The organism is Amycolatopsis keratiniphila, assembly GCF_000400635.2.
Taxonomy (GTDB): Bacteria; Actinomycetota; Actinomycetes; order Mycobacteriales; family Pseudonocardiaceae; genus Amycolatopsis; species Amycolatopsis keratiniphila.
In genome coordinates this window covers 5,978,648-6,005,046 of sequence record NC_021252.1, presented here as the reverse complement: position 1 = coordinate 6,005,046, position 26,399 = coordinate 5,978,648, and the positions used below count along the sequence as shown (strand labels likewise).

The window sequence follows — 26,399 nt, the reverse complement described above, 5'->3', positions numbered from 1 at the left end:
CGGCTGGAGGCGTAGGCCATGGCTGTTCCACGTACCACCTCGGCAGGCCGTCGGCAGACCTCATGGGAGAACTGGAGCGGGACGGTTCGAGGTGTCCCGGAGCGGCTCGAGATCGTCCACGGCGAGGATGAGATCTGCGAAATCGTGCGCGACCGTGGGAACCGAGCCCAGGGGATCGGTGTCGCCGGAGCCGGGCATTCCTACGCCGGTCTGGTCTCGCCTGCCGGTCGTACCCTGCTTGATCTGATACGCCACAAAGGAATCGTCTCCATCGACCGGGCGCGGATGACGGTCACCGTGAAGGCCGGGACCTCACTGCGGGCGTTGAACCGGCACCTGGCGGCCGAAGGGCTCGCGCTGCCGAACCAGAGTGCGATCGACGAACAGACCGTCGCGGGAGCGGTCGCCACCGCGACCCACGGTAGCGGTCCCGCGATGGGGACCCTTTCCAGCCATCTCCGGTCCGTCCGGCTGGTGGCGGCCGACGGCGCCGTCCGCACCGTCACGGACGACGAACCCGAGTTCGACGCCGTTCGCGTGCATCTCGGCTGTCTTGGCGTGGTCACCGCACTGACCCTCGACGTCGTCCCCGCGCACACCCTGCGCAAGACGATCGCCCGGACGCCGCTGAAGAAGATCCTGGGTGGTTTGGACGAACTCCGCAAAGCCCGGTACGGCGGGTTCTGGTGGTATCCGCACACTTCGCAGGCGGTGGTTTGGCGTGCCGATCCGACCGGTGAGGCCGCGCCTCCGGTCCCTTCCGGTTCCCGCGGGCTGCCCCAGGCCTTCACCAACAACCGGCTCAGTCCGGCCGCGGCTCGACCGGTTCACTCCTTGGCCGCCCGCATCGAAGGCCGAGCCCGGTCCGGTGTCTTGCGTTGCGACGAGGCCCTGCTCGGTTCGGTGCCATCCCGGCTGCAAGGGTTCGAGTACGGAATTCCGGTAGCCCGGGCCGCGGAAGCCATCACCGAACTCGCGGACACCGTGACCCGGCGCGGGCTGCGGATCAACGCGCCGGTGGACGTCCGGTTCACCGGCGCCGACAGCGCGTGGCTGAGTCCGAGCTACCAGCGGGACACCTGTTACCTCGGGGTGACGTGCGCCTTGCCTGCCCGGCGGATGTCCGACACCTGGTCCCAGCCGTTCTCCGTCATCGACGACCTGCTGGCACGCCACGAAGGACGACCGCACTGGGCGAAGGTACATTTTCGCGAACCCTCCGACCTGGCCGCACGATACCCGCGCTGGCGCGACTTCGTCGAACTCCGCCGACGCTGGGATCCGGACGGTGTGTTCCTCGGCGACTACCTCCGGGCTGCTTTCCAGTGATCCCATCGGCCGAACCCGGCCGCACGAACGTCCGGCCGTTGGCCGTCCTCGTCGCCGGCGCGTTCTTCATGGAGATGTTCGATGGCACCGCCATCATCCCCGCCCTGCCCGCCATCGCCGAAGCGTTCGACGTCAGCCCGGTCGACGCCGGTCTCGGTGTCACCGCCTATCTGCTGACGGCCACCGCGATGATCCCGCTCAGCGGGTGGCTGGCAGTCCGCTACGGGGTCCGGAAGGTGTTCTGTGCCGCGATCGCCGGATTCGTTCTCGCCTCGGTGCTCTGCGTGGTGGCGCTGACGTTATGGCAGTTCGTCGCGTCCCGGGTCCTACAGGGCTTCGCCGGGGCGATGATGGTGCCGGTGGGCCGCACGCTGGTCCTGCGGATCGCGCCGAAGGCGGATCTGATGGCGGCCACCGCCATCTTCACCTGGCCGGGACTGGTGGCGCCCGTTCTCGGCCCGCCGATCGGCGGTTTGGTGACGACCTATGCGTCGTGGCGGTGGGTCTTCCTGATCAACGTGCCGCTCGGGCTGGTCGCCTTCGTGTTCGCCCTGCGCATGGTCGAAGAGTCGCCAACCGAGCGCCGGCCGTTCGACGGCAAGGGTTTCGCGCTCGGCACCATCGCGATCGCCACTCTGATGTACGGCCTCGAGTCCACCAGCGGCGGGCACGCCCAGTGGTCCCTCGCCGGCGGGTTGATCGTGACCGGGCTGGCGATCGGCGCGCTCGCCGTGCGACACGCTCGCCGCCACCCGACACCGTTGATCGACCTCTCGCCGCTACGGATCACCACCTATGCCGCGTGCACCTGGCAGGGAGGCCTGCTGCGACTGGCGATCAACATGGTGCCGTTCTTGCTGCCCTTGCTGTTCCAGGTCGTATTCGGGATGAGCGCGGCCGTATCAGGCTTGCTCGTGCTGACCGTCTTCGCCGGCAATCTCCTGGCGAAGACCGTCACGACACCGATCATGCGGCGTTTCGGGTTCCGTCCGATCCTCGTTGTCTCCGGCCTGCTCTCCGCGGTTTCGCTCGCCGCCTGCGTGCTGTTCGACCCATCGACCCCGTATGCGACGATCGCGGCCATCTGTTTCCTGGGTGGTGTCTTCCGGTCACTGGCCTTCACCGCGACCAACACGCTCGCCTTCGCGGATGTACCTCCGGCGACGATGAACGCGGCGAGCACCTTGTACGCCACCACCACGCAACTTTCCATCGGTTTGGGCGTCGCCGTGGCCGCGACCACGGTACGCCTGGCCGCGGACGGCTCGGCAGCGACCGCGGCCGACTTCCGCGCCGGCTTTCTCGCCGGTGCGGTGATCGCGCTGGCCGGCGCCTTGCTCTTCCTTCGTATCGCTCCCTCCGCCGGTGCCGAGGTCAGCGCCGGACGGAATCCCCCTCGTCAAAGGAGAGCCGCATCATGACGATCAAGTTCGGTTACCACACGTGGTCCTACTCCGGGTTCGGTGCCTGGGTTCCCTCCTACACCTTGGACGAGACGATCAAACGTCTCGGGAAGATCGGGTTCGACGGGATCGAGATCGGCGCGGCCGCCCCGCACGCCTACCCGCCGGATCTCACCTCCGCGCGACGCCGGGAGATCCGTGGCCTGCTCGACGACCACGGCTTGGAGCTGGCGGGAATCGGAGCGGCCCCCGGAGGCGGGCCCGGCTACAACCCGGCTTCCCCCAGCATCGAGGAGCGGCGGGCGACCGCGGAGCATTACAAAGAGCTGTCCGAACTGTGCGCCGAATGGGGCGGCCGGACAGTACTCTACGTCCCTGGCTGGACCGTCTTCGGCACCCGGCGGAGGCAAGCCAGGGCTTGGTCGCTCGAGTGTCTGACGGAGATCGCCGTCGACGCCGCGCAATACGACCTGACGGTCGTCATCGAGCCCCTCGCGCAGCATTCGAACCTGATCGACGACGGCGAGGACGCCATGGAACTCCTCGAGGATGTCGGGCTGCCGAACGTCAAGGTCATGTTCGACTGCAACCACGTGTCGCATCGGCAGGAGTTGTTCGGCGACTACGTCCACCTCATGGGCCGGCAACTGCATCAAGTACACATTTCCGATTCGACGGCGACAGAGGTCCGGTTGCCGGCGGGCAAGGGCGACGGTGACTGGGAAGGACTCGTCGACGCACTGATCGAGACTGGGTTCGACGGCTATCTCACGGCGGAGACCGGATTCCTCCGCCGCGGGATCAGCCCGGATCAGGATGCTCGCGACGGTCTCCGCTTCCTCAAGACCTTGGTCGAGCGGAAGCTGGCCGAACGAATGTCTCCATCGAGCTGATTGCCGATCGCGTTGGAGCGCACTTCAGCTCAGGCTCGAAAGCATGCGATATATCGAACTCGGAACGACCGGGCTGGAAGCTCGGCCATCACGCTCGGCTGCACGAGTTTCGGCGAGCCGGAGTGGGGCGGCGAGCAGCGAGGAGATCGTGGGCCAGACGGTCAAGGACTATCACCCGGCGCGAGGAGGCGGTTCTCGCCACCAAGGTGGCTGCGGACGCGATCCCGGCCCGAATGGTGCGGGTCTGTCTCGTAAGGCGATTCCCGCCGAGCTCGACGCCTTCCTGAAGCGGCTGGAGACGTGCCCAAAAGTCTCCCGGTCACTGCCTTGCAGGCAAGTGGCCTTCAGCCGCCGGAGCTCGGCGTCGACTTGGCCGGGTGCCGATCCTTGGCCGCATCCGGCGGGCCGGCCATTGCGTCGGACGCGGCCCGACGCGAGCTGGTGAACGTGCCGCGGCCGTGCCGGCGCGTCACAAAACCCTCCGCAACCAGCTCCTCGATCGTCGCGCGAACAGTGGAGCGGGACAAACCCGGTTCGCCTACCAGGACTCGCTCAAAGGCATTGGCCAAGCCGGGAGGCATGTCGTCGACGAGCCGCACGACATGGCGACGCACCCGTTCGCGCTTCTTGGTGCGGCCGATCCGATCGGTGGTTGCTGCTGCGTAAAAGTACACACTCGTGGAGTTCTTCGGGCACATCGAGGCGCGCGACGTAGCGCGTCGCTGAACGAAACAGCAAACCTTTGCTTGGCGTCACTGCGGGCTTGCCCGCAGAGGAAACACCTCTCAGAGGCGTAGCCACTCGCGCAGGGAGGCCTGGGCGAGAACCACGACGCCCACGTGTGGTGACCGCTCTGCGAGCACACCTGGGAAACTCTGGCGCTCACGAGCGCACGCTCGAACGGAGTGGACGATGAACACCACCGCAGTCGCCCGAGTATCGATGCCTTCCGTCGGAAAGCCTTTGGGGCTCACCTTCCCGGCATTGTTCGCCGCGGCGTCTACCCCGAGCCCGTTTTCGGTCGCCGTGACCGATGGCGACCGTTCGTGGACTTGGGCGCAGTGGAAGTCCGACGCGGACGCCGTCGCGAAAGGGCTTCAGGATCGCGGGGTCAAGTCCGGCGACCTGGTGGCGGCACGGCTGTCCAACAGCTGGGAGTTCCTCACTCTGCACGTAGCTGTCGCACAGCTGGGTGCCGTCCTGCTCCCCTTGCACCTCGCGCACGGACAGGCCGATCTCGATGCTCTCATCGCGCTCGGGCGGCCGGTGGCGGTCGTCGACCGGGACGAATGGAAGCGGATTCACGCCGAGGGTGCGGGCGGTGTGCCCCTTCCCGTCGAGATCTCACCATCCATGCCGTTCGTGGCGCTGCCGTCGTCGGGCACCACGTCGGTCCGGCCGAAGATCTGCCTCCACAGCCACGACGGGTTGCTTTCCAACGCTTCCGAACTGATCTCGAGTAGTCCGTTGACCCGCGACGACGTAGTGGTCAGCGCAAGCCCGTTCTCCCATCTGTTCGGCCTGCACTCAGTCCACCAGAGCCTGCTCGGCGGGGCGGTTCTCGCCCTGCTGCCGAGCTGGGACGCCGACGACTTCTTGGCACTGGCGGACAACGCCGAGGTCACCGTCCTCTGCGCTGTGCCCGCCCAGTTGCACGACCTGCTGTCTCGTCTCGGCGGACGGACACTGCCTGCGCTGCGCACCGTCCGCACCTCCGGGGCACCAGTGCCTGCTCGTCTGGTCCGCGATGTCCGCGCGACTGTGAACGCTCCCGTGCTGGTGACTTGGGGGATGTCCGAGATAGGGGCCGGTACGTCCACCCGGCCGGACGACCCCGACGAGGCCGCGTCGTCCACCGTGGGCCATCCTCTTGCCGGCGCCCAGGTCCGCGAGCAGGACGGCGAACTGCAGTTCCGTAGCGCCACGATGTTCCTCGGCTATTTGGGGGATCCGGACCTGACCCGAGCGTCCTTCACCGACGATGGCTGGCTCCGCACCGGCGACCTCGCCCGGCTCGACGACGACGGGCGGGTCGTGCACCTGGGCAGGACCGGCGACCTGATCAACGTCGGCGGTCGTAAGGTCGTCACCCGCGAGATCGAGGATCTCTTGGCGCATTGCGGACGTATCGCGGTCGTGGGCGTGCCCGACGATCGGCTCGGCGAATACCCGTGCCTCATCACCGACGACCCACGTCTTACGCTCGACGACGCTGTGACGATCCTGAGGGATGCCGGTGTAGCGGAGCACAAGCTGCCGCTGGAACTGGTCAAAGTCGACGCGATTCCGTTGACGCCGTCCGGCAAGATCCGCCGCGGCAAGCTCGTGGAGCTGCTGGCCTCGCGCACCGCCACTCGTGGGCAGGGCGCGGCTGCGGTAGATCTGCTCCGGGTCGTGCGCGAGTGCGCGTCGCGCATTCTCGACGATGCCGAGCTCATCGACCCGGACAGGACGTTTCGCGACTACGGTTTCGACTCCGCATCGTCCGTGCGGTTCCGCAACGAGCTCGCCTCCGAGACCGGCCTTCGCCTGTCTAGCGGCATCGTGTTCGACTATCCGACCCCGGCAGCGTTGGCGCGGCATCTGACGGTGGAGGCGGCGAACACCCTGCCCACCGGGTTCGAACAGCTATACCGCCTGCTGTGCAAGAAGGAACCGGCCGCCGCCGCGGACATGATCCGTGCCGCGTCGCTGTCGCGACAGGTGTTCACAGCAAGCGATCCGGTTGCGGTCGAGGTGATTTCGCTCGCGAGCGGGCCGGGTCCCGTCGCGGTCGTGTGCTTCTCGTCGATGCTGCCCATGACCACGCCGACGAAATTCACCGAGTTCGCTCAAGCTTTCGCCGGCCTCGCGGACGTGCATGGCGTCGCCCACCCCGGTTTCGCGGAGGGGCAGTCACTCCCCGCGGACGCGGAAGCCCTGGCAGCTGCGCACATCGCCGCACTGAACTCATCGGTGGGGGAACGACCCTATGTGCTGTGCGGCTACTCATCCGGCGGCTGGATCGCACACCTCCTCGCCGAGCGGTTAGCGAACGACCCCTCCGCCGGTCTGCGCGGTGTGGTGCTGCTCGACTCGTCGTGGCCGTCACCGGACCACGTTCGCGACAAGGCTCCCGCGGCCCTCGCCGGCTCGGTGGAACGGGAGGAGGCCCTCGGTATCGACGAGGTGGGTCTGACCCGGCTCACCGCCACGGGCGCGTATCTGCGCCTGCTCGACAAATGGACGCCCTGCCCGCTCGGCGTTCCGGTGCTGCATGTCGGAGCCGAGGTGGGGGGCGCGATCTGGGAGCTTCCCTGCGAGGCCGCCACGGCGTCCGGCGACCACTTGACCATGCTGCCCGCCGCCGGACATGTTGTGGCGGCGTGGCTGAACGAACTTCCGGGGAGGTGATGCACGATGCGGCAGGTACGGATGGGTAAGAGCGGTCTCACCGTGTCGGGAATTGTGCTGGGCTGCATGGGTTTCGGCGACCCCGGCGGCGGAACGCACCGGTGGGCCTTGGGGATCGACGATGCGCGGCCGTTGTTCCGGCAGGCCGTGGAGTCCGGTATCACGACCTTCGACACCGCGAACGTGTACTCGCACGGCGCCAGCGAGGAGATCACCGGCGAGCTGGTGCGTGAGTTCGCCCGGCGCGACGACGTGGTCATCGCGACCAAGGTGTTCGGCAACATGACGCAGGGCCCCAAGGGCGGCGGTCTGTCCCGTAGCGCGATCCTGACCCAGCTCGACGAGAGCCTGCGTCGCCTCGGCACCGACTACATCGACCTCTACCAGGTGCACCGGTTCGACCCCGACGTCACCGTAGAGGAAACGATGTCCGCGCTGCACGACGTGGTGCGCGCCGGCAAGGTCCGCTACATCGGCGCCTGTTCCATGTCTGCGTGGCAGTTCGCCGAGATGCAGCACGCGGCGGACCTCCACGGCTGGACGAGGTTCGTGTCGATGCAGAACCAGTACAACCTTCTGCAGCGCGAGGAGGAGCGGGAGATGTTGCCCTTCTGCCGCTATCAGGGGGTCGGTGTCATCCCCTGGAGCCCGCTTGCCCGAGGACGGCTCACGCGGGCCGCTGACGCCGAGACCACGCGCAGCCGTGTCGACGAGTCGGCCCGTCGCCTTTACGACGCTACGGCGACGGCCGATGAAGCGATCATCGATGCGGTCGCCACGATCGCGAAGTCCCGCGGGGTCACCCGTGCCCAAGTGGCTTTGGCGTGGGTGGCGGGGCAGCCCGGCATCACCGCGCCGATCCTGGGAGTGACCAAGCCACACCACCTCGCCGACGCCATCGCCGCCCTGGGCCTCGAGCTGACTCCTGCGGAACAGGCCGATCTCACAAAGCACTACACCCCACGCCTCGCCACGGGCATCAACCGGTCGCGCACGGGAGAAGCGGTGCCGGCACCCCGTCCTGAGTCCGACACGGCCCGGCGTGCGGCTCGAAGCGGGGCGGAACAACGGTTCTATTGAGGGGCAAGTCAAACGTGTCGTGTTCGTGATCGAGGCCTCCGCCGAGGTGAAAGCTCCCTTGGCCGCGTTCGACACGGCCAAGGGAGCCTTCGACCCGGGGTCGTGAGTGGCGAGGCTCATTCTAACCCTCTTTGCCACTCACGACCCCCCGCGAACCGGACATACAGGCGCATACCACCCGGAAGTGACCACTGTGGACACCACAGGCCCCAGGCGGCACGACGCGCCACCTTTGACTTGCCCCTCAATGACGGACGCCGCACACCCACGCTTCGCGGAAACGGCCGCAACACCCTTGGTGCCTCATCAAGGAACGTCGACGTGGAAACCGTGCCTTGTGGACATCCGGGTCGGTGATGGCCTTGACCCTGATATTCGTGCGGCCGTTGGAGCGAGAAGAAGCTCATCGGCTGGTGAAGAAAACGAACAGATGCACACCGCCGCGTGTAATATTTCTCGGTGGTAGTGGAGGAGTCCTTCACTACGATCATGCGGAGGGCGAATTCGTGCCTCTGCCTGGTAACAAGACGAACGCGGGTTTCACAGCGTGGAACCTGCCGATACCCGGGCCGCAGGGTTTTCTATATTCCTGGTATCACTCCGAGTGTCAGCTTCTTCGCGAAAGAAGATCATTTACCCCCCATGACTTCGATCGACCCGTGAACCGAAAACCGTCCTCCAGTTGCGCGTTCGCCGGAGCGGCAACTTGCGATGACCGGCCGGTCTGCTCGTCGTCGACGGCATCAATCCTCGCCCATGAGGATTCAACGGAGGTTCAGGAGGCAAGACCATGAGGGCAGCGGTATTGCGTGGACCCGGCCGGGTGACCGTGGACCAAGTACCCGATCCCAAGATCGAGCAGCCGACGGACGCCGTCGTGCGTGTAGTGGCTTCCGGGATCTGCGGCACCGATCTTCGCGGATATCTCGGCAGGCCCGGCCCGGTACGGGGACCACGTTGCGGACACGAGTTCATCGGTGTGGTGGCCAATGTGGGCTCGTCGGTCCGGTCGATACGTCCGGGAGAGCTGGTGGTGGCACCGTTCATGTTTTCGGACGGTGAATGTCACAGCTGTGTTCACGGCGCACAGAGCTCCTGCGCTCGCGGCGGGATGTTCGGTGTAGCGGCGGGAGGCGCGCAGGCTGAGGGCGTGCGTGTGCCGTTCGCCGACGGCACTTTGGTGCCTGTGCCGTTCGACGAGTACGACGAGCGGATTCCGGCTGTGCTGACTCTCGCGGACGTGATGGCGACCGGCCAGCATGCCGTGCACACCGGTGGAAGGCCCGTACCCGAAACGATGGCCGTCGTCGGCGACGGCCAGGTGGGTTTGTGCGCCGTCCTCGCGGCGAGCCGCCTGGGCATCGAGCGGATCTTCCTGCTGGGTCACCACGAAGACCGGCTGCGGATCGGGCAGAAGTTCGGCGCTACTGATCTCGTGAGCTCGAGAGGCGCCGAGAGCCGGGCGCAGGTGATCGATGCGACCGGGGGCGCCGGGGCCGGTCTGGTGGTGGAAGCCGTCGGTGAGCAGGACGCGCTGGACACCGCGTTGGCCATCTGCGTCGACGGCGGCGTCGTCAGTGTGGCCGGAGGGCCGCACGGGAGTCTGGATTCGACGGCCTGCTCTTCGCGGAACATAACCGTCAGAAGCGGCCCAGTGCCCGTCCGCGCCTATCTCCCGGCATTACTCGGCGAAGTCATCGCCGGCAAGCTGGATCCGAGCGCGATTTTCGACCGGACTCTCAAACTCGCCGATGTCGGCCACGGCTACCAGGCAATGGTGGACCGTGATGCGACCAAGGTGCTGATCACCTTGTGAGCGTGACGAACGCGCCGTGGCGTGACGAGGTGGAGAGCGTTCACCGTGTCATCGCGAGTGGCTGACTTCCTTGCTGTCCGCCGTCGTTCCGTCCCGTGGAACCGCGATTGAGGCGGTTCCACGGCGGACTTAAGATCAAGATCGTTCACCACGCTGATCTTGCGAAAGATGTCAGGCGCGTATCGCCAATTCGGCAGCGAGGGTCTGTCGCCCATATCGAGCCGCGGCTGGACGTCGGTCGGTGATTTCCCAGCCGGATTCGAAAGGAAGTGCCTACTGTGGGGCTCATTCAAGAGCAGACTTGCGTTCCTGTCATCTCGGTCGCCGAAGCACGTACGTTGGCCGATCTCGAAGCCGCCGCGGGCCCCGTCGAAGTCGTCCTCGACCCCGCCACCAGGAACCGGGTCGCGGAAGGTCGGGAATTCGTGATGCGGTGCCTCGCCGAAGGCCGTCCTATCTATGGCGCGACGACCGGGTTCGGTCCCCTGGTGGGCTTTTCCGGGCGAGACGAGGACACCGATCAGTGTGAGAATCTGCTCTCCCACCTCACCGCGGGGCAGGGGCCCGATCTGCCGACGTCCATCGTCCGCGCGGCAACGCTCGCCCGGCTTTCCTCGCTGGCGCGAGGACGGTCGGGGGTTTCGGTCTCGGTGCTCGACGCGCTGGCGGAAATGCTGAAGACGACCTTCGCTCCAGCCGTACCCCGGCTCGGCTCGGTCGGTGCCAGTGGTGATCTGGTCCCGCTCGCACACCTGACGCAGGCTTTGAAGGGTCGTGGGTACGCGTACGCCGATGGAGTGCGGCAAGACGCCGGTGACGCACTCGCGTCCTGTGGGCTGCGGCCTCTCGAGCTCGACGGGCGGGACGCACTGGGCCTGGTGAACGGCGTCTCGCTGACCGCGGCCGCTGCAGGGCTGGCGATGGCGCAGTTCATCCGGTCACACCGGATCGCCGGACTTTTGTCCGCCATGCTCGCCGATCAGCTCGGATGCGGTACCGACTTCTGCGATCACCACCTCCTTGAGGCTTTCGGGCATCCCGAAGCGATCGCCGAGGCCGCTGATCTCCGTGCCCGTCTGCGAGGTACCCGGCCCACCGGGGACCGGCCACTGCAAGAGCCCTACACCATCCGTTGCGTTCCCCAGCTCCTCGGCGCGGTGAGGGCAAGCCTCGGCCAAGCGAGAGATGTCATCCTGCGTGATTTGAACGGCATCAGCGACAACCCGTTGTTCTTCCCGGAAGACAACCTCGTCGTGCACGGCGGCAACTTCTTCGGCCAGCCTGTCGCCTTTGCCGCAGATACGATGACCACTGCCGTCGTACAGACGGGCAACCTTGCCGAGCGGCAGCTCGATCTCCTCGTCGATCCCCACCGCAACGGCGGTCTGCCGCCCGTACTTGCCACCGAACCCGGGCGACAGCACGGAGTGCAGGGAGTCCAGATCGCCGCGACCGCGATCATCGCCGACATGCGCCGTTCTGCCGTCCCCGCGTCGCTGCAGAGTCTGCCCACCAACCTGCACAATCAGGACATCGTCCCCTTCGGAACGCAGGCCGCGTTGAACGCGTTCGATCAGGTTCGTTCGCTGCGGCTTCTGCACGGGTCCTTGGCCGTCGCCCTGCGCCAGGCGATTCACGTCGGTGCGCGCAGGCCCACCGCTCCTGCCTGTGCGGATGTGATGGAGAGGCTGATGGACGCGATCGCCCCCATCGAACCGGACCGGCCTCTCCACGAGGACGTACGACGGGCCGCCGACGTACTCGACGATGTCGTGGCCTCCCAACAGGACAATGACTGAAACTGGGCTTGTCTGACAGCAAGGAGATCGACCGCGAAGATCGTGACCGCTACAGAAGACGATGCCCCGTGATCGGGGAGCTGATTGCCGACTCGTTCGGTCAGTCGGATCTCGAACATCGGCTGGCGGACGATCAAGACGACTGGAAGAGGATCACCGCGCGGTACTTCGAAGCGGGGTCAGCGACGCTGTGACCAGTGGCGTGGCGACGCGTTCCTCTCTGCCGGCCTACTGAGGTAGGGCAGCAGAGAGGAAGCCGTCGGCGATGAGTGGCCAGATGGCGGCGGTGGTGTGGTCGGCACCGAAGTGGAGGGCGAAGCCTCGTCCGTGGCAGTAGGTGGTGACGAGGGCGGTGCAGCCGCACTGCACGGCAAGACCAGGTTCGCGCCACTGGCCGGACGATGTTGCTCCGTTGAGGTGGCTCATGACGGTCACCGGACCTTGCGGCGATGCCGCTCGAGCATGGTCGTCGCGGAGATCCGCAGCTCACGGGCAGGTAGGTGATGTCCCCGACGAATCGCTGACCAGGGTGCTCGGCGGTGAAATCGCGGTGGATCAGATCCTGGACCGCCGCGGCCGGCGACGGATCGGCCTTGGTCAGCGACCGGCGTTTGCGGCGGGTGATCCCGGCCAGGCCCTGCTCGCGCATCAACCGCTCCACCCGCTTGTGGTTCACCACCCGCCCACGCCGGCGCAGCTCGGCGGTGATCCGCAGGATACCGTAGGCGCGCCGGTGCTCAGCATGGATCGACGCGATCACCGCCACCAGCTCCCGCTGCCGCGCCGCCGCGGCCTCACGAGCGGCCTCGGCCGAGACCCACTCGTGGAAACCCTGCCGCCGCAGGCCCAGGACCTGACACAACCGCTTCACACCGAACTCGGCCCGATGCTCGGAGATGAACCAGTAGCGGTAGATCATCGATCCATCTCTTTGGCAAAATAGGCGGCCGCTTTACACAGAATCTCCTTCTCTTTCTGCAGCTCAGCGACCTGCTTCCGCAACCGCTGCACCTCATCGGTGACCGCGGGATCCTCCACCGGCGCGGCCGCTTCCTCCTTGGCCTTGTTCACCCACGACCGCAGCGTCTCGTGATTGACGCCCAGCTCTCGCGCGATCTGACGCAACGGACGATCACTGGACTCCACCAGCTCCACCGCATCCCGACGGAACTGCTCCGGATACTTCGACGAACGCGACACCAAGACATCCTCCCTCCAGACCCATGTCTGGAATCAAGATGTCCGGCCCCAAGAGGCAACTCCAGGTTGGCTGGCTGTGTCGAACGATTCGAGGCCGGAGTCGTCGACGAGACGGGCGAGTAGCCCGCCCACTTGGCGGTGCTCGCCTGCCGATGGGGCGTGTGGTGCCGCTCCCCGCAGGGCTACCCGTTGCGGGCCTGCCGGTGGATCATGGACACCAGGGTCGAGACGAGTTCCTCGGCCGTAATGTGCCACTTGTCCGCGGACAGGTGCCCGTTGACCTGCATGTCCGTGATCCCGTGCGCGCTGGTCAGCAGCAGCGCCGCAAATCGCCGGGCGTGCTGTGCGCCGACCAGATCGCCGACGATGGTGAGGAACTCGTCCATGGCGCGGTCGGCCGCCTGGACCGCTGCGTGGACCGTGGCCGCGGCGCCGACCGGAGAGGCGAACATCAGCCGGTACAGGTGCGGTTGTCGGCGGCCGATCGTCATCAGCGCGTCCAGGGCGCGCTGCAGCGTGTCGGCCGGAGGCACCCGCGAATCGGCCCGCACGACCTGCACCTGATCCGCGAGCTGATCCAAGGCCTCGGCTGCGATGGTGGTCAGCAGGCTGTCTTTGTCCGGGAAGTGCCGGTACGGCGCTCCTCGGGTGACCCCCGCACGCGCCCCGACCGCGCGCAACGTCACCGCGTCTGGACCGCCGACGTCCAGCAGATCGGCGGCCGCATCCAGCAGAGCGCGTCGCGTTGCGGCAGCGGATTCCACACGACTGACCATGCCGATCACTATACAGTTGACACCGTCATCTGAGATGTCTACCATCAGTAAGATGACAATGTCATCTGAAATGTCGTCGCAAACCCGGGGCTGTGTCGTCGTGACCGGAGCCTCGACCGGGATCGGCGCGGCGTCCGCACGTGAGCTGGCCCGCCGGGGATTCCACGTCCTCGCCGGCGTCCGCCGCGATCGTGACGCCGATGCGCTCCGTGCCCCGGGCGTCGAGCCGATCATCCTCGACATCACCCAGCCCGACCACATCGCGAGGCTGGCCTCCCGCTTCGACGATGACTCGAAGTCAGGTGCGTTGCGGGCGCTGGTGAACAATGCCGCCATCCAAATCAACGCCCCCGTCGAGACTCTGCCGTTGAGCGAGTGGCGCCGGCAGTTCGAGGTCAACCTCTTTGGTCACATCGCGGTCACCCAGGCGCTGCTGCCCGCGCTGCTGCGCCACTCGGGCCGGGTGGTCAACATCAGTTCGGTCGGCGGAAAGGTCGCCATGGCCACCTACGGGCCCTACGCGGGCACGAAGTTCGCCCTCGAGGCGGTCAGCGACTCGCTGCGCCGGGAACTGGCGCCGCTGGGCGTGCGGGTGGTCGTCGTCGAGCCTGGAGCGGTCCGCACGGAGATGGCGGACCGGGTGATCGCCGCCACGAACCGGGTGGCCGCTGCCATGTCACCGGAGCAGAGTGACCGCTACGGAAGCCTGATCCAGGCGATTAACGCGCAGTCCGCCGCCCACACCCCAGGTGGCACGCCCGCCGCCGACGCGGCCCGTGTGATCGCGAAGGCCGTAACCGCCGGGAAGCCTCGCACCCGCTACACCATCGGCCGTGACGCAGGCGTGATCACGCGCTTGTCGCGGGTGCTACCTGACCGGATGCTCGACCGCATCCTCGTGGACAGCCTCCGTCCGCACTACCCGAAGACCACCACGACATGAGACTCCAGTTCGTTCAAGTCAGTATTCGATCAACCGAATCCGCAGGGCCGCGACCGTCCCACAGGTTTCCGCTGGACCGGACATCAGACGAGGAAATGGATCGGTCAGATCTTCAAACACTTCCCCGATCCGAAACCGTCCTACGTCGCTGACCAGGGCGACTTGCCCGAGTGGCAGAAGGCCACCGACATCGGCATCTTCGAGCGCATCGAATAAGACACGGAGGCATTGAGCTTTGGTGAGCGCCGATACCGACGCCTCCGGCATAGGTATCGGCCGACAACTCCGATCCGTTCCTACCCACCCATTCGGTGCTCCAGAGGTCGCAAGCCTATGCGCGCAGGTGCCGGGAACGTGGGCTGCTACGGCGTCGTGGCGAACGTCTGGCCGCAGACCATCGTTCAGACCTGCGTCGTCCGCCTGATCCGCAACACTTTCCGGCTCGTTTCCCGCCGGGACTGGGACGTGGTGAAACGCGACATCAAACCCATCCACACCGCACCCGGCCCGGATGTCGCGATAGCCGCTCTCGATGAATTCGAAGGGAAATGGGGAGCACAGCATTCAGCGGTGATCCGCCTATGGCGCAACGCCTGGGACGAGTTCGCGCCGTTCCTGGACTACGACATCGAGATCAGGTGCATGATCTACTCGACGAACGCGATCGAATCGGTGAACGCCCGCTATCGACGGGCGATCCTTGCGACCCGCAGCCTGGACCCGACCGGGGCAGGCCGCGCCCGATGGACGATGCGCTGGAAACCAGTGATCAACGCCTTCGTCATCACGTTCGGTGACCGCTGGCCGGGAGCCGAAACCTGCTGATCGACAACGCCGGAAACACCGATCACGGGACAGACCTCAGTCAAGCTGTGTCCGCACATGAGCACATCGGTCGAGGGTGGCGGGTTGTCCAGCTAGTAGGCCACCGCTGCCCAGAGGCTGGCCAGACCGACCAGGCCGGCCGTGTTGACGCTGGCGACCCAGTTTGAACCCGCTCGGCTGGTCCACTCTGGACATCAACGTGCGGATGTCACAGAAGGACTGGGAATGCTGAGGCACGGCGCCGATAGAACCGGACGTGCACCGACGCCGGAACCGTATTCACCGGTGCGCTTTGCCAGAACGGCGCCCGTGCAGCGGGCACGGCCTGTAGGCCGTTCGACGAGGAGCGTGGAACGCTCACGGGCCGCTGAGAAGCGGCCCGTGAGGACGGCTCGGAGCGCGGGGTCAGTACGGGAACTGTCGTCGCCCGCGGTGGACAGAAATCCACTTGAGGGTGGTGAACTCGTCAAGGCTGCGGTCACCATTGAGGCGCCCGAACCCGGACTGCTTCTCGCCGCCGAAGGGGACGATCGGCTCGTCGTGGATGGTCGTATCGTTGATGTGGACCATGCCGGTGTGGAGCCGCTTCGCGATCTCGACGCCGTGTTCGAGGCGGCGAGTGTGGACCGCACCGCTCAGGCCGAAGTCGGTGTCGTTGGCGATGTCGATCGCCTCGTCCTCGGTATCGAACGGGATCAGGCACGCCACCGGACCGAACATCTCCTGCTGCATCACCGACATCGCAGTTGTCACGTCCGTCAGTACTGTGGGGCCGAACAGGTTCCCGTTGACCTCGCCGCGCAGCGCGACCGTCGCACCCTCCGCGATGCTCTGCTCGACCTGCGCGGCGAGTGCGGCGGTTTGCCGCTGGTTGATCAGCGGTCCGAGGATCGTCTCCGCGTCACGAGGATCGCCGACCTGCAGCGACTTCGCCTTCGCCACGAACTTCGCCGTGAACTCCTCACACACCTCCCGGTGGACGAGGATCCGGTTCGCCGACATGCAGATCTGGCCCTGGTGGGTGAAGCGGGAAAAGGCCGCCGCGTCGACCGCGAGGTCGATATCGGCGTCCGCCAGCACGATCATCGCGCTGTTTCCGCCCAGCTCCAGCAGCGGTTTCTTGAAGTGCCGCACCGCGACCTCGGCGACGTGCCTGCCGACGGCCGACGACCCGGTGAACGAGATGACCCTCGGTGCGGGGTGTTCGAGGAACGCGTCGCCGATCGCCGGGATCTCGGTCACGACGACGTTGAGCAGGCCCGCGGGCAGCCCGGCCGCCTCGAAGATCTCGGCGATGAGCGTGCCGCCGGTGATGGGTGAGTCCTCGTGCGGTTTGAGGACAACGCCGTTGCCGGCGCCGAGTGCGGGCGCCACCGACTTCATCGACAGGAAGAACGGGAAGTTGAAGGGGCTGATGACACCGACGACGCCCACCGGTTCGCGGTAGACGCGGTTCTCCTTGTCGTCTATCGGGGACGGCAGGATGCGGCCCTCCATGCGCAGCGGGAAGGTCGCCGCCTCCTTGAGCATGTTCAGCACCAGGCCGATCTCGAACATGGCCTTGAGCCGGGTACCGCCGAGCTCGTCGACGATGATCTCCACGATCGCGTCCTCATGCTCCTCGACGTACCGGACCGCTCGCTCGAACACCGTCCGCTTGGCATAGGGGTTGATCCGATCCCATTCGAGCCTGGCACGCGCCGCCGCCCGGTACGCGTCGTCGATGTCGTCGACTCCCGCGATCCGGAACTCGGCGACGGTGGTGCCGTCATACGGGTTCCGGTCGACGAGGACCTTGTCCATCGAGCCGTCACGCCACTCACCTGCGATGAATTGGTGGCGCCTGGGCGAACCTGCGACAGGTGATGTCGTCGGTGTCTTCGCTGAGCGTCTCCCTGTATCGGTGCCTGGCTGAGCGAGATTGACGCGGGGCGCGGCGCCGTGAGCGGGTGGTGTGGGCGACGCGGCCTGGGCAGCCCGCTGTGCTGGGGGCTGAGCGAGGTGCGCGGCGACCGCGTCGGCACCGTGGAGCCGTTCGAGCGCCGCACGGCCGCGCTCGGTCGCGGTCGGCTGCAGCTCCGGGATCTGGGGGTTGTCGATGAGCACCGTCGGCTGGGAACGGAATTCGTAGGCGCGGATGGACTTGTCGGGGCTCAGATTCTGCACGGTGTGCGCGTACTTCCGTCCCTTCTTTATGGGCAGGAGATCGCCGCGGTACTGCACGGCATCGTGCTCGAGGTGCTCGCCGTGCAGGGTGAGTGCCCCTTCCTCGCCGCAGTCGACGACCAGCACGATCACATCGGTCCGGGGGTGCATGTGCGCCTTGGCGAGGAACCAGGCAGGGACCTCGAGCCCGCCCACGGAAATGCCCACCCCGGAGGGATCGTCGACCAGAGGCCGGATTCGGTGTCCCTGGGGAGTCAGGACCGGGTCGACGGAGTCGAACGGGACAACAGTGCAGCTACCGTTCACGGAGCGTGTTCGAGATGGGTTCTTCCGGCGGGCGGCCGCGTGGCGCTGTGCCACTTCTCGCAGGTCGGACCGGACGACAGTGTCGGCGAACAGGTACTCGTCCGAACGCACCACGTAGCCGGTGGCGCCGCGGTCGAACCCGGTGCTGACCGCGTAGGGCGTGCCACGGCGGATGCTCAGCAGGTCGCCCTGCTCCTGGACCGCGAGATAGCGCAGGTCATCGCCGTAGAAGACCCACACGGGGTCGCCCTCGGTGAACAGCAGCACCGTGTCGGTGTTGGGATGTTCCTGCGGGTCGCTGAGGAAACCGGCCGACAGCTCCAGTCCGCCGGCGGACAACGCGAAACCGGGAACGTTACCGGTGGCGGTGCCATTGACCAGCTCTCTGACTTGCCCCCACCCCGGTGCGCGGCACGGATCGACGGAGGTGAACGAGATCGGGCTCAACTGCGCGCTGATGGGGTGGGTCGAGGTCACGGTCGGCTCCTTTCACGAGCCTTGCCTTGGAGGATGGAGCGCGCGACGTGACCGGTGCTGTGGTGCTCCTGCCGAACGCTGGCGTTCTCGGAAACTGTCTTCGATATCGGCTCAGTGGTCCTGGCGCGCCTCGTCGCGGGAAATAAGACGCCTGGTCAGGATAGTGATCATGGCGCCGTCGCCAATGTCTCGGAGTGTTCGGGGGAGACATTCTTAGCCGGACGTAGCAGCGGGCTTGTGTGATCCCGGGCGCATGGGTAAAGAGCCAAGGCAATGCCGTCCCCCCGCTGGGGCGGCGAGTAATTGCGAATATTCGGTTACGATCTTCCCAAGTTGCAGACATATCGCCGGTGTGACAGAGGATGATTGGGTAGCCGAGCGGTCGGGGGAGTTCGCGTCGAGTCGTGGACTGTCGTGACGGGCGGTGGCCCTAAGTTCACAAGTCCGTGGGCGCACTGTTCACGGGTGTTCGGCTTGCCAATACGGCTGGAGGATGACGCCGTGTGGACTGTCGATACTCACGAAGACGGCACCGCGTCCGGAAGCGAGGTTTCGGGACATGGGGCGGTGGGGCGGAATCCGCCGATGGAGAGCGTTGGCCGAGTTGCCGCTTGGACAGGTCGAACATGTGGCTGTCTTCGCTGACGAGGGCGTTCTGGCCCAGGCAAAACCGGAAATCGGCGAACGGCCACTGCTGCTGATCGCAGGCGCACTCGATGAGAAGGATGCGAAAGAGCGCTTATTCCACGCGCTGGACGAATCGGCGACTGGTCGCTCGCCGTTGAATCGTGAGAGCGGCTAAAGATTGTCCCTTAATGAGCAAATGCGTTGGTGGTACAGGTGATGGCGCCGCGGGGCGGCCGGTCACTCCGTGTCGGCCAGGTTGCGCATGAGGGCGATGCCGCTGGTGGCGTGTGTGGCGCCGTCGCGCGTGCTGCGGGAGTGCGCAGGGTTTCACCGCGGCAACGCCGGTTGTCCGTCACGGGGTTGCCCCGGTAGCCGCCGTCGGTCATCGCCTGGGCGCCCGGCATTGCTCGTCGACGTCGGAGTCCGTGCGGGCGCGGCAGTGGACGAGGAAGTGGTGACCCGGCGTCGGAGAAATCGATCCTGGGGCGCGAGGTCAGGCAACTCGTTCGCCGTACCCTGTATGCGTTTCGAGGTTCTTGGTGCCGCGCATGAAGACGAAGGCAGTGAGAACCGCGACCAGTGAAGCTCCGGCCCACATCGCGGACTGCCAACCCGCGACGAAGGACTCCCGCGCTGCCCTGGCCACGGCCTGCTCCCGTTCGCCGGCGCTTGCGATTGCCTGGGCGATGCCTTTTCGAGCGGCTTCGGCGGCCGCGGTGGGAACGCCGTCGAGTCTGGAGCCGATGTTGCTGCGGTAGCCCGCTGATAGGAGCGCTCCGAGCAGTGCGATTCCCACTGCGGCACCGATCTCTCGTGCGATGTCGTTGAGCGCGGAGGCCACGCCTTGCTGGTCCTGCGGCAAAGCACCGGTAATGGACTCTGTCGCGAGCGGCATGGACACGCCCATTCCGCTGCCCGCGGCGACCATCCCGGGCAGGACGGCGAGGTAGCCGGAATCGGCGGAGACGGAGGTCGCGAGTAGAACGAGGCCCGTCCCGGTCACGATCAGTCCGGTTGTCATGGTGGCGCGCGATCCGATCCGCTCGGCCAAGCGCGTGGACAAGCCGGAAGCGATCGCCATCAGGCCGGCCATGGGGAGGAGTGCCACCGCAGAGAGCACCCCTGACCAACCCAAGACGTTTTGGAAGAACGGGAAGAGGAGCACGGCGGACCCGGCGTGAACCGCGAAGACCGCCGCGAGCGCGACGGACCCGCTTGCCAGGCGACCGTTTCTGAACAGGCGCATGTCCAAAAGCGGAGCCGGGTGGCGAAGATCCCAAACCACGAAACCGGCGGTGCCGAGGATTCCGCAGGCCAGGCTGATGGTGGTGCCGACCGCCCACCAGCCCCGCTCCGGGCCTTCGTGCAGGAACAGAACGATCCCGACCACCCCCAGTACTGATGTCAGGGAGCCGATCAGGTCGAAGGGGCGTTTCGAATGCGCACGGGAGCTGGGGACCGAGTGCCACGCCGGGGCGAACGCGAAAAGCACCAGAACGACGGGAAACACGAACAGGAAGCGCCAGCTCGCCGCGTCGACGAGTACACCGGAAAGGAGCATGCCGAGCACCGCTCCGACCCCGGCGACCCCAGTCCACACCCCGATGGCACGGACTCGCTCCTGCGCGGGGAAGGTCGAGGTGATGACGGCCAAGGTGACCGGCATGATCATCGCCGCGCCCACCCCGCCGAGCAAGCGCGCCGCGAGCATGAGCCCGGCGGACGGGGCGAGACCGGCCCCCGCGCTCGCGACGCCGAAGACGGCGAGGCCGACGAGAAGCACGGGCTTGCGGCCCTGTCTGTCGCCGACTGCGCCGAGCGGCAGTAGTAGCGCGGCCAGGGTGAGGACGTAACCGTTCATGATCCAGAGGACTGTGCCTTGTGATGCGTCGAAGTCGGAGGCGAGGTCCGGCTGAGCGACGTTCAGTCCCGTGACGGAGGCGACGACAGCGAGCAAAGCCGCGCACATCGCGACCAGGATCGAGCGCCGTTGCCGCGGATCGGAGACCAGGGCTTCGGCAGTCGTGCTTGATCCGGATCGCCTCGGGTGTGGCAGATTTGCGGTCAAGCTGGCCTCCGGGGATGAGAGTGTCGGCTCGCCATGCGACTGGCCGTAGGTCAGCTTGCGCAGGTGCTCTGTTCGAGTTCTCGCTGCTTCGGAGGGCACCACCCTCGCCGAAGCCTCGATCACGCCTGAAGCTCCGCTGGTCGGCACCTCGCTCCACGGCAACCCGGGGCAGGGGAGACCTCGCGTTCCTTCGTCACCGGGTGTGCGCTGACCCGAATCTCCGTGCGATGGCGTAATAGCGGCCGCCTAAAACGAGATCTGGGACTCCACTCCGATTCGTCCTGCCTCGGCCTTGGCGCGGTGAGCACATCCTCTCGCGGCATCGCCGTACGAAAAGTGAATGGTCAACGCTGCGCCGGATGGTAGAAGAGTAGAAAGCCCATCCGCCGGAGACAAGCGACGTTCCGTCACGTGGAATGGCGACGCGGGCCGGTCCCTGAGGTGCCGCGGTGACCGACCTGCAGCATGCGCAAACGCAAAAACCGGGGACGGCGGACGCCGTATTGCACACGTGGCCGGCGTTCGCACCGGCAGGAGTTGCCGGCCGGTCGTCAATGAGCGGCCAGTCCGTTCGACGGTCGAGGGACGCGAGCGCACGGTGCGGGTGTCCTCTCGCTACGGCAGCGTTATGCCGTGGCGGGTGAGCGAGCAGGACAACGCTGACCGTCGGGCACCCGTGCCGCGTCCTCTTGTCGCGCGGTGATTGATTCCGTCACGGACCCGCGAACGCACGACGTCGATCGGCGCCGGGGGAAGCGGGCAGGCCCGAGAGTGGGGCACGGTCGGCTCCGGGCTGCTCACTGGGAACCTCTGCGGGACCCGTATCTGGCGGCGCAGGGGCCGGCGGGGTGCTTGCGGCTCGAACCTGCTGGACGCTCGACCTGACACAGCCATCCTGCCCGCCGACCCGGACTCGATCGCTTCCATCGGCGATACCGCTGCGCAGGTGGCGACGAATGTGCATCCTGCGAGTGCCCCCGGTGAGATTCGAACTCACACTGGACGGGTTTTGAATCCGTTGCCTCTGCCAGTTGGGCTACGGGGGCGGTGCCCGGTGAACTTTACGGGATCACGGGTGCGCGCCTTCCGCCGGGCCCGGAGTGTGACGACCGTCTGACGTGGTGAACGCCATCTAGCCGTCTGGATCGTTCCCGGTAGGCTTCAGGTTCGCGGACGGACCGCGAGCCGAACTGCCCGACGACCTTCAGGAGGACCCCGGTGACCGAGCAGGCTGCCGAGGCCAATGGTGCCGTCGCCGCACCCCAGCGGCGGGTGCTCGTGGCCGAAGACGAGGCCCTCATCCGTCTGGACCTCGTCGAGATGCTCCGCGAAGAGGGCTACGAGGTGGTCGGTGAGGCCGGGGACGGCGAGCAGGCCATCAACCTGGCCACCGAGCTGAAGCCCGACCTGGTGATCCTCGACGTCAAGATGCCGAAGCTCGACGGTATCGAGGCGGCTTCCAAGATCACCGGCGACCGGATCGCGCCGGTCGTCATCCTGACCGCGTTCAGCCAGCGCGACCTCGTCGAGCGGGCCAGGGACGCGGGCACGATGGCGTATCTGGTCAAGCCGTTCGCCAAACGCGACCTGGTGCCCGCCATCGAGCTGGCCGTGAGCCGGTTCGCCGAGCTGCAGGCGCTGGAATCCGAGGTCGCGGGCCTGACGGACCGGCTCGAGACGCGCAAGGTCATCGACCGCGCCAAGGGCCTGTTGATGAGCCGTCAGGGGCTCACCGAGCCGGACGCGTTCCGGTGGATACAGCGCACCGCGATGGACCGCCGGACCACGATGAAGGCGGTCGCCGAGGCCGTCGTCGAGAGCATCGGCTGACGAAGCCCGCGAAAGCACGCCGGCGACTACCCTGCACGGATAACCGGACGAGGGGGGCGCATGATGACGTTGCTGGTGCGGGTGTCGGGGGACGAGGAGCTGGACGCGGAGACGCGGAAGCTCCGGAGAGCCTTGCTGGAGCTGGACGTCGAGGACGTCCGCCTGCCCGAGGTCGTCGCACCCGACGGCGCGAAGGGCGCCGGAACCGACATCGGGGCGATGGTCGTCAGCCTGGGTGGCTCCGCGGTGCTGACCGCGCTGGTCACCGGGGTCTGCCAGGTTCTGCGGACCTGGGTGACCCGTGACAAGGACCGGCGCGTGGTGATCGAGGTCGGTGACCACAAGCTGGAGCTGACCGGAGGGAACGCCGAACAGCAGGCGAGCGCGATCGAAGCCTTCACGAAAACGCTGGAGCTGGAAGCGGACTGACGACATGGGCGTCCGCGACGCGCTTCTGATCGCCACCGGCACGTACAGCAGCGGGCGGCTCGCCGGGCTGCGTTCGCCTGCCGCGGACGTCGTCGAGCTCGCCGGCGTGCTTTCCGATCCCGCGATCGGCTGGTTCGAGACCCGGCAGGTCGTCGACCCGCCGGCGCATCAGGCGATGCGCGCCATCGAGAGGTTCTTCCGCAACCGCGGCACCGACGATCTGCTGGTACTGCACATCTCTTGCCACGGCGTCAAAGACGACGACGGCCTCCTGTACTTCGCTTGCGCGGACACGGATCCGGATCTGCTCGCGTCCACATCGGTCCCGGCGGAGTTCCTGCATGCCCAGATGGGCCGATGCCGCGCGAAGTCGATCGTGTTGTTGCTCGACTGCTGTTTCAGCGGGGCGTTCGTACCGGGGATGAAGGCGACCGCCGGAGTGGACGCGAAAGAACAGTTGTCCGGCTACGGACGCGCGGTCCTGATGGCCACCGGCCGCACGGAGTACGCGTGGGAAGGGAGCCGGTTCCGGGAGCTCGAACCGGAGCCTTCACGGTTCACCGAGGCCATCGTCCACGGTCTGCGCACCGGGGAAGCGGATCGCGACGGCGATGGCAGGGTGGCGGTGGACGAGCTGTACGAGCATGTCTACGAGCGCCTGCGGGAATCCGGGGCCAAGCAGACACCGCAGTGGTCGTCGGAACTGGTGCATCGCGTGTACCTGGCGAATCGCGCGATTTCGCTGCAGTCGGAGCGGTCGCCGCAATCCCGGACCCGGCCGCAGCGCCGTGCTCGCCGCGGGCAGGACGCGTTGATCCTGCTCGACGTCCCGCTGCGGGACGCGGTCCTGGGCGCCGTCGAAACGGTGCAGGTCGAGACCCCGGTCACGTGCGAAGAATGCCTGGGGCTCGGCACCGCCGCGGATTCTGTCGTCGAGCGGTGTTCCGGATGCGGCGGGGACGGACTCCGGGACGGGGAGGACTGCGGGACCTGCGACGGTTTCGGGACGCTGATCCACGATCCCTGTCAGGTCTGCGCCGGCGACGGCCGGGTCCGCATGCGGAAGGGGCTGACGGTCAAGATCCCGCCTGGGGTGGCGACCGGTATGCGCATCCGGCTGTCCGAGCAGGGTGAAGTCGGGCTTGGTGGCGGGCCTGCCGGTGATCTGTACGTCGAGATCAACGAACTGCCCGACGACCGGTTCGAACGCCGTGGCACGGACTTGCACTGCACGACCAGGATCCCGGTCGCGATCGCGCGGAAGGGCGGGATCATCGACCTGGACACTTTCGACGGCACCAGAAAGGTCCGGATACCGGCCGGGGTGAAGCGCGGCAGCCTCGTCCGGCTCGCCGGGCTCGGGGTTCCGCTGCTCCGCGCGTCCGGCGAGGTGGAGGACCGGGGAGACCTGATGGTCACCCTCGAATGGTGACCCGGCTCAACGCTCCGGGGGATCTTCGAGAATCCGATCGTCCTGGTGCGCGCCGTAGAACCGGGTCTGTCGTGCCATGATCTCGCGCATGGTGGTCCCTCTCGGGACGCCGTACACGACTTCCGGGAATTCCAAGGTGCGTTGCAGTTCCCAGAGTTCGTCGTGCCGGTCCGGCGAGAACAGCGTGGCCGGGTCCCCGGCGGCGATCCACCCGATGGGGAGCACCGCACCGGGTTCCAGCCGGGAAGCGACGTGCAGCACGCTGTTGATCCGCAGCTCGGCGCCGGTGCCGGCGACCGATCCGGGGAACAGCGACGCGCCGGTCGCCACGAACACCTCGTCCTCGATGGTGGCGCCGTTGACATGGGAGTGCGGACCGATCAGCACCGCGTCGCCGACGGTCACGGGATGCCGGGCGCGGCCGCGGATCAGCGCGTGCTCCATGATGACGACGTCCGACCCGACGCGTATTTCCCCGTCTTCCGCGCTGAGCACGGCACCATGCAGGACCCGGGCGCGCTCGCCGAGAACCACCGCGCCGCTCAGCACCGCGGACGGCGCGACGTACGCCGATTCGGGTACCACGGGGCGTCGTCCTCGATGTTCGATCAACATGGCCCCACGTTATCGGCTCGAACGGGCTCAGCCGAGCCGGAACCGTTGTGATCCGGCCCGTCCGGCATCGGGAACGTGGTAGGTCACGCCATTCGACGACATTCGTCCAAGACCGGTGGCCGTCGACCGTGCACGATCCTCGTATGAGCGAGAACGGTGCTGAGCAATCGCAGCGGATACACGTGGTGCGCGACGGTCCACGGGAGGCGCCGCCGCTGCTGCTCATCCACGGATCGGGGGCGTCGAGTACCTTGTGGAGCCCGGTGGTCCCGGCCCTGGCCTGCCACCATCACGTCATCCGGGTCGACCTCCCGGGCTGCGGCCAATCCCCGCCCGCACCGCCTTACGACGTGCCCGCCCAGGCGCGCCGGGTGGCGGCGGTGCTCGGCGAACTCGGCCTCGGCGACGTCACCGTCGTCGGGCACTCCAGCGGCGGCTACGTCGCCACCGCCCTCGCCGAACAGCGCCCCGGCCTGGTGCGGTCGGTCGCGCTGATCAGCTGCGGCCCGCAGCCGAGCGCGCTGCTTTCCCAGCCGTTGATCCTCCGGATGCTGCTGAGCCCGCCGTTCGGCCCGCTGATCTGGCCGAGACGTTCGGATGCGTTGATCCGCAGGGGAATCGGGGCGACGGCCGCTCGTCCGGTGGAGGTTCCCGACGAAGCGGTCGCCGATCTCAAGCACATCTCCTATGGCACGTTCAGGACGATCTTGCGCCGCAACACCGAGTACATCGCCGAGCGCGGCGTGCCCGACCGCCTAGCCGCCCTCACCGTTCCGGTGCTGGCGGTGTTCGGTGGCGCAGACCCTCGCTGGGACCCGTCTTCGGTGCGCCAGTACGAGGTGGTGCCCGGTGCCCGGATCGAAATGCTGTCCGGCGTCGGGCACCTTCCGATGCTCGAGGCGCCTGAGACGATCAGCGAGCTGTTGCTGAGCTGGGCCTCGCGGGAGCGGACGGCGAACACCCCGCCCACGGTCCCCGATCACTAGACTGGT

20 protein-coding genes, 1 tRNA gene and 1 pseudogene are annotated in these 26,399 nt (G+C 67.0%); 14 read left to right on the top strand and 8 right to left on the bottom strand.

Annotated elements, in window-relative coordinates; translation table 11 throughout:
- Positions 1 to 18: 18 nt before the first annotated feature.
- The 3 genes from AORI_RS67925 to AORI_RS67915 are packed head-to-tail and all read left to right on the top strand — an operon-like array spanning position 19 to position 3,625.
- The gene (locus AORI_RS67925; RefSeq protein ID WP_081809717.1) at positions 19 to 1,329 is read left to right on the top strand and encodes a D-arabinono-1,4-lactone oxidase; all 1,311 of its coding nucleotides are present in this window, start codon (positions 19 to 21) and stop codon (positions 1,327 to 1,329) included.
- Positions 1,326 to 2,750, top strand: a complete 1,425-nt coding sequence (locus AORI_RS67920) for an MFS transporter (protein WP_016335709.1) — start codon at positions 1,326 to 1,328, stop codon at positions 2,748 to 2,750. Before AORI_RS67925 ends, AORI_RS67920 begins: the two co-directional genes overlap by 4 nt.
- Complete coding sequence (locus AORI_RS67915; protein WP_016335708.1) at positions 2,747 to 3,625, top strand: sugar phosphate isomerase/epimerase family protein; 879 nt, start codon at positions 2,747 to 2,749, stop codon at positions 3,623 to 3,625. Before AORI_RS67920 ends, AORI_RS67915 begins: the two co-directional genes overlap by 4 nt.
- 344 nt (positions 3,626 to 3,969) lie before the next feature.
- On the opposite strand, the gene AORI_RS67910 is transcribed toward AORI_RS67915, so the two are convergent.
- Positions 3,970 to 4,299 carry a GntR family transcriptional regulator gene (locus tag AORI_RS67910; RefSeq protein WP_016335707.1) on the bottom strand — a complete coding sequence of 110 codons (330 nt, stop codon included), beginning with the start codon at positions 4,297 to 4,299 and terminating at the stop codon, positions 3,970 to 3,972.
- Positions 4,300 to 4,537: 238 nt separating this feature from the next.
- Here AORI_RS67910 and AORI_RS82530 point away from each other — a divergent pair, with 238 nt between their 5' ends.
- The 4 genes from AORI_RS82530 (at position 4,538) to AORI_RS67890 (ending at position 11,713) form a co-directional block, all read left to right on the top strand.
- Positions 4,538 to 7,018 carry an AMP-binding protein gene (locus AORI_RS82530; RefSeq protein ID WP_016335706.1) on the top strand — a complete coding sequence of 827 codons (2,481 nt, stop codon included), beginning with the start codon at positions 4,538 to 4,540 and terminating at the stop codon, positions 7,016 to 7,018.
- Positions 7,019 to 7,024: 6 nt separating this feature from the next.
- The gene (locus AORI_RS67900) at positions 7,025 to 8,098 is read left to right on the top strand and encodes an aldo/keto reductase (protein ID WP_016335705.1); all 1,074 of its coding nucleotides are present in this window, start codon (positions 7,025 to 7,027) and stop codon (positions 8,096 to 8,098) included.
- A gap of 790 nt (positions 8,099 to 8,888) precedes the next feature.
- Positions 8,889 to 9,914: an alcohol dehydrogenase catalytic domain-containing protein gene (locus AORI_RS67895; protein ID WP_043848247.1), complete on the top strand. Its 1,026-nt coding sequence runs from the start codon at positions 8,889 to 8,891 to the stop codon at positions 9,912 to 9,914.
- Positions 9,915 to 10,252: 338 nt separating this feature from the next.
- Entirely contained in the window at positions 10,253 to 11,713 is a 1,461-nt protein-coding gene (locus AORI_RS67890) for an aromatic amino acid ammonia-lyase (RefSeq protein ID WP_267283961.1), read from the top strand.
- Positions 11,714 to 11,846: 133 nt separating this feature from the next.
- Here the strand turns inward: AORI_RS67890 and AORI_RS84795 are convergent, their stop codons facing one another.
- From AORI_RS84795 to AORI_RS67880, 3 genes are all read right to left on the bottom strand, one after another.
- Positions 11,847 to 12,632 carry an IS3 family transposase gene (locus AORI_RS84795; RefSeq protein ID WP_123798536.1) on the bottom strand — a complete coding sequence of 262 codons (786 nt, stop codon included), beginning with the start codon at positions 12,630 to 12,632 and terminating at the stop codon, positions 11,847 to 11,849.
- Positions 12,629 to 12,913, bottom strand: coding sequence for a transposase (locus tag AORI_RS67885; protein WP_016335702.1), 285 nt, complete (start codon positions 12,911 to 12,913; stop codon positions 12,629 to 12,631). Before AORI_RS67885 ends, AORI_RS84795 begins: the two co-directional genes overlap by 4 nt.
- Positions 12,914 to 13,095: 182 nt before the next feature.
- Positions 13,096 to 13,689: a TetR/AcrR family transcriptional regulator gene (locus AORI_RS67880; RefSeq protein ID WP_043849016.1), complete on the bottom strand. Its 594-nt coding sequence runs from the start codon at positions 13,687 to 13,689 to the stop codon at positions 13,096 to 13,098.
- Between the two features lie 70 nt (positions 13,690 to 13,759).
- Between AORI_RS67880 and AORI_RS67875 the strand changes: the two genes are divergently transcribed.
- On the top strand, positions 13,760 to 14,632 hold the full coding sequence (locus AORI_RS67875) for an SDR family oxidoreductase (protein WP_016335700.1): 873 nt from the start codon (positions 13,760 to 13,762) through the stop codon (positions 14,630 to 14,632).
- Positions 14,633 to 14,980: 348 nt separating this feature from the next.
- Positions 14,981 to 15,457: pseudogene (locus AORI_RS67870) on the top strand (transposase); the annotation flags it as partial.
- A gap of 405 nt (positions 15,458 to 15,862) precedes the next feature.
- On the opposite strand, the gene AORI_RS84685 reads toward AORI_RS67870, so the two are convergent.
- The gene (locus AORI_RS84685; RefSeq protein ID WP_016335698.1) at positions 15,863 to 18,406 is read right to left on the bottom strand and encodes an aldehyde dehydrogenase family protein; all 2,544 of its coding nucleotides are present in this window, start codon (positions 18,404 to 18,406) and stop codon (positions 15,863 to 15,865) included.
- 595 nt (positions 18,407 to 19,001) lie between these two features.
- Between AORI_RS84685 and AORI_RS83495 the strand changes: the two genes are divergently transcribed.
- The gene (locus tag AORI_RS83495) at positions 19,002 to 19,208 is read left to right on the top strand and encodes a hypothetical protein (protein WP_123798534.1); all 207 of its coding nucleotides are present in this window, start codon (positions 19,002 to 19,004) and stop codon (positions 19,206 to 19,208) included.
- 318 nt (positions 19,209 to 19,526) lie between these two features.
- Here the strand turns inward: AORI_RS83495 and AORI_RS67860 are convergent, their stop codons facing one another.
- Positions 19,527 to 21,224, bottom strand: a complete 1,698-nt coding sequence (locus AORI_RS67860; RefSeq protein WP_228688188.1) for an MFS transporter — start codon at positions 21,222 to 21,224, stop codon at positions 19,527 to 19,529.
- Between the two features lie 849 nt (positions 21,225 to 22,073).
- A tRNA-Leu gene (locus tag AORI_RS67855) sits at positions 22,074 to 22,147 on the bottom strand.
- 172 nt (positions 22,148 to 22,319) lie between these two features.
- Between AORI_RS67855 and AORI_RS67850 the strand changes: the two genes are divergently transcribed.
- The 3 genes from AORI_RS67850 to AORI_RS67840 are packed head-to-tail and all read left to right on the top strand — an operon-like array spanning position 22,320 to position 24,792.
- Positions 22,320 to 22,931, top strand: coding sequence for an ANTAR domain-containing response regulator (locus AORI_RS67850; protein ID WP_005157321.1), 612 nt, complete (start codon positions 22,320 to 22,322; stop codon positions 22,929 to 22,931).
- 60 nt (positions 22,932 to 22,991) lie between these two features.
- Entirely contained in the window at positions 22,992 to 23,360 is a 369-nt protein-coding gene (locus AORI_RS67845) for a hypothetical protein (protein WP_016335695.1), read from the top strand.
- 4 nt (positions 23,361 to 23,364) lie between these two features.
- On the top strand, positions 23,365 to 24,792 hold the full coding sequence (locus AORI_RS67840; protein ID WP_016335694.1) for a caspase, EACC1-associated type: 1,428 nt from the start codon (positions 23,365 to 23,367) through the stop codon (positions 24,790 to 24,792).
- 6 nt (positions 24,793 to 24,798) lie between these two features.
- Here AORI_RS67840 and AORI_RS67835 read toward each other — a convergent pair whose 3' ends face one another.
- The gene (locus AORI_RS67835) at positions 24,799 to 25,407 is read right to left on the bottom strand and encodes a gamma carbonic anhydrase family protein (protein ID WP_043848245.1); all 609 of its coding nucleotides are present in this window, start codon (positions 25,405 to 25,407) and stop codon (positions 24,799 to 24,801) included.
- A gap of 143 nt (positions 25,408 to 25,550) precedes the next feature.
- On the opposite strand from AORI_RS67835, the gene AORI_RS67830 reads away from it, so the two are divergent.
- Positions 25,551 to 26,393 (top strand): alpha/beta fold hydrolase, encoded by an 843-nt coding sequence (locus AORI_RS67830; RefSeq protein ID WP_016335692.1) that lies wholly within the window; start codon positions 25,551 to 25,553, stop codon positions 26,391 to 26,393.
- Positions 26,394 to 26,399: the final 6 nt, after the last annotated feature.

Coding starts and splice junctions, on each gene's coding strand:
- AORI_RS67835 (WP_043848245.1), bottom strand. CDS start 25,407: ATGTTGATCGAACATCGAGGACGACGCCCCGTGGTACCCGAATCGGCG.
- AORI_RS84795 (WP_123798536.1), bottom strand. CDS start 12,632: ATGATCTACCGCTACTGGTTCATCTCCGAGCATCGGGCCGAGTTCGGT.
- AORI_RS67925 (WP_081809717.1), top strand. CDS start 19: ATGGCTGTTCCACGTACCACCTCGGCAGGCCGTCGGCAGACCTCATGG.
- AORI_RS67900 (WP_016335705.1), top strand. CDS start 7,025: ATGCGGCAGGTACGGATGGGTAAGAGCGGTCTCACCGTGTCGGGAATT.
- AORI_RS82530 (WP_016335706.1), top strand. CDS start 4,538: ATGAACACCACCGCAGTCGCCCGAGTATCGATGCCTTCCGTCGGAAAG.
- AORI_RS67840 (WP_016335694.1), top strand. CDS start 23,365: ATGGGCGTCCGCGACGCGCTTCTGATCGCCACCGGCACGTACAGCAGC.
- AORI_RS67830 (WP_016335692.1), top strand. CDS start 25,551: ATGAGCGAGAACGGTGCTGAGCAATCGCAGCGGATACACGTGGTGCGC.
- AORI_RS67915 (WP_016335708.1), top strand. CDS start 2,747: ATGACGATCAAGTTCGGTTACCACACGTGGTCCTACTCCGGGTTCGGT.
- AORI_RS67875 (WP_016335700.1), top strand. CDS start 13,760: ATGTCGTCGCAAACCCGGGGCTGTGTCGTCGTGACCGGAGCCTCGACC.
- AORI_RS67845 (WP_016335695.1), top strand. CDS start 22,992: ATGATGACGTTGCTGGTGCGGGTGTCGGGGGACGAGGAGCTGGACGCG.
- AORI_RS67895 (WP_043848247.1), top strand. CDS start 8,889: ATGAGGGCAGCGGTATTGCGTGGACCCGGCCGGGTGACCGTGGACCAA.
- AORI_RS67880 (WP_043849016.1), bottom strand. CDS start 13,689: ATGGTCAGTCGTGTGGAATCCGCTGCCGCAACGCGACGCGCTCTGCTG.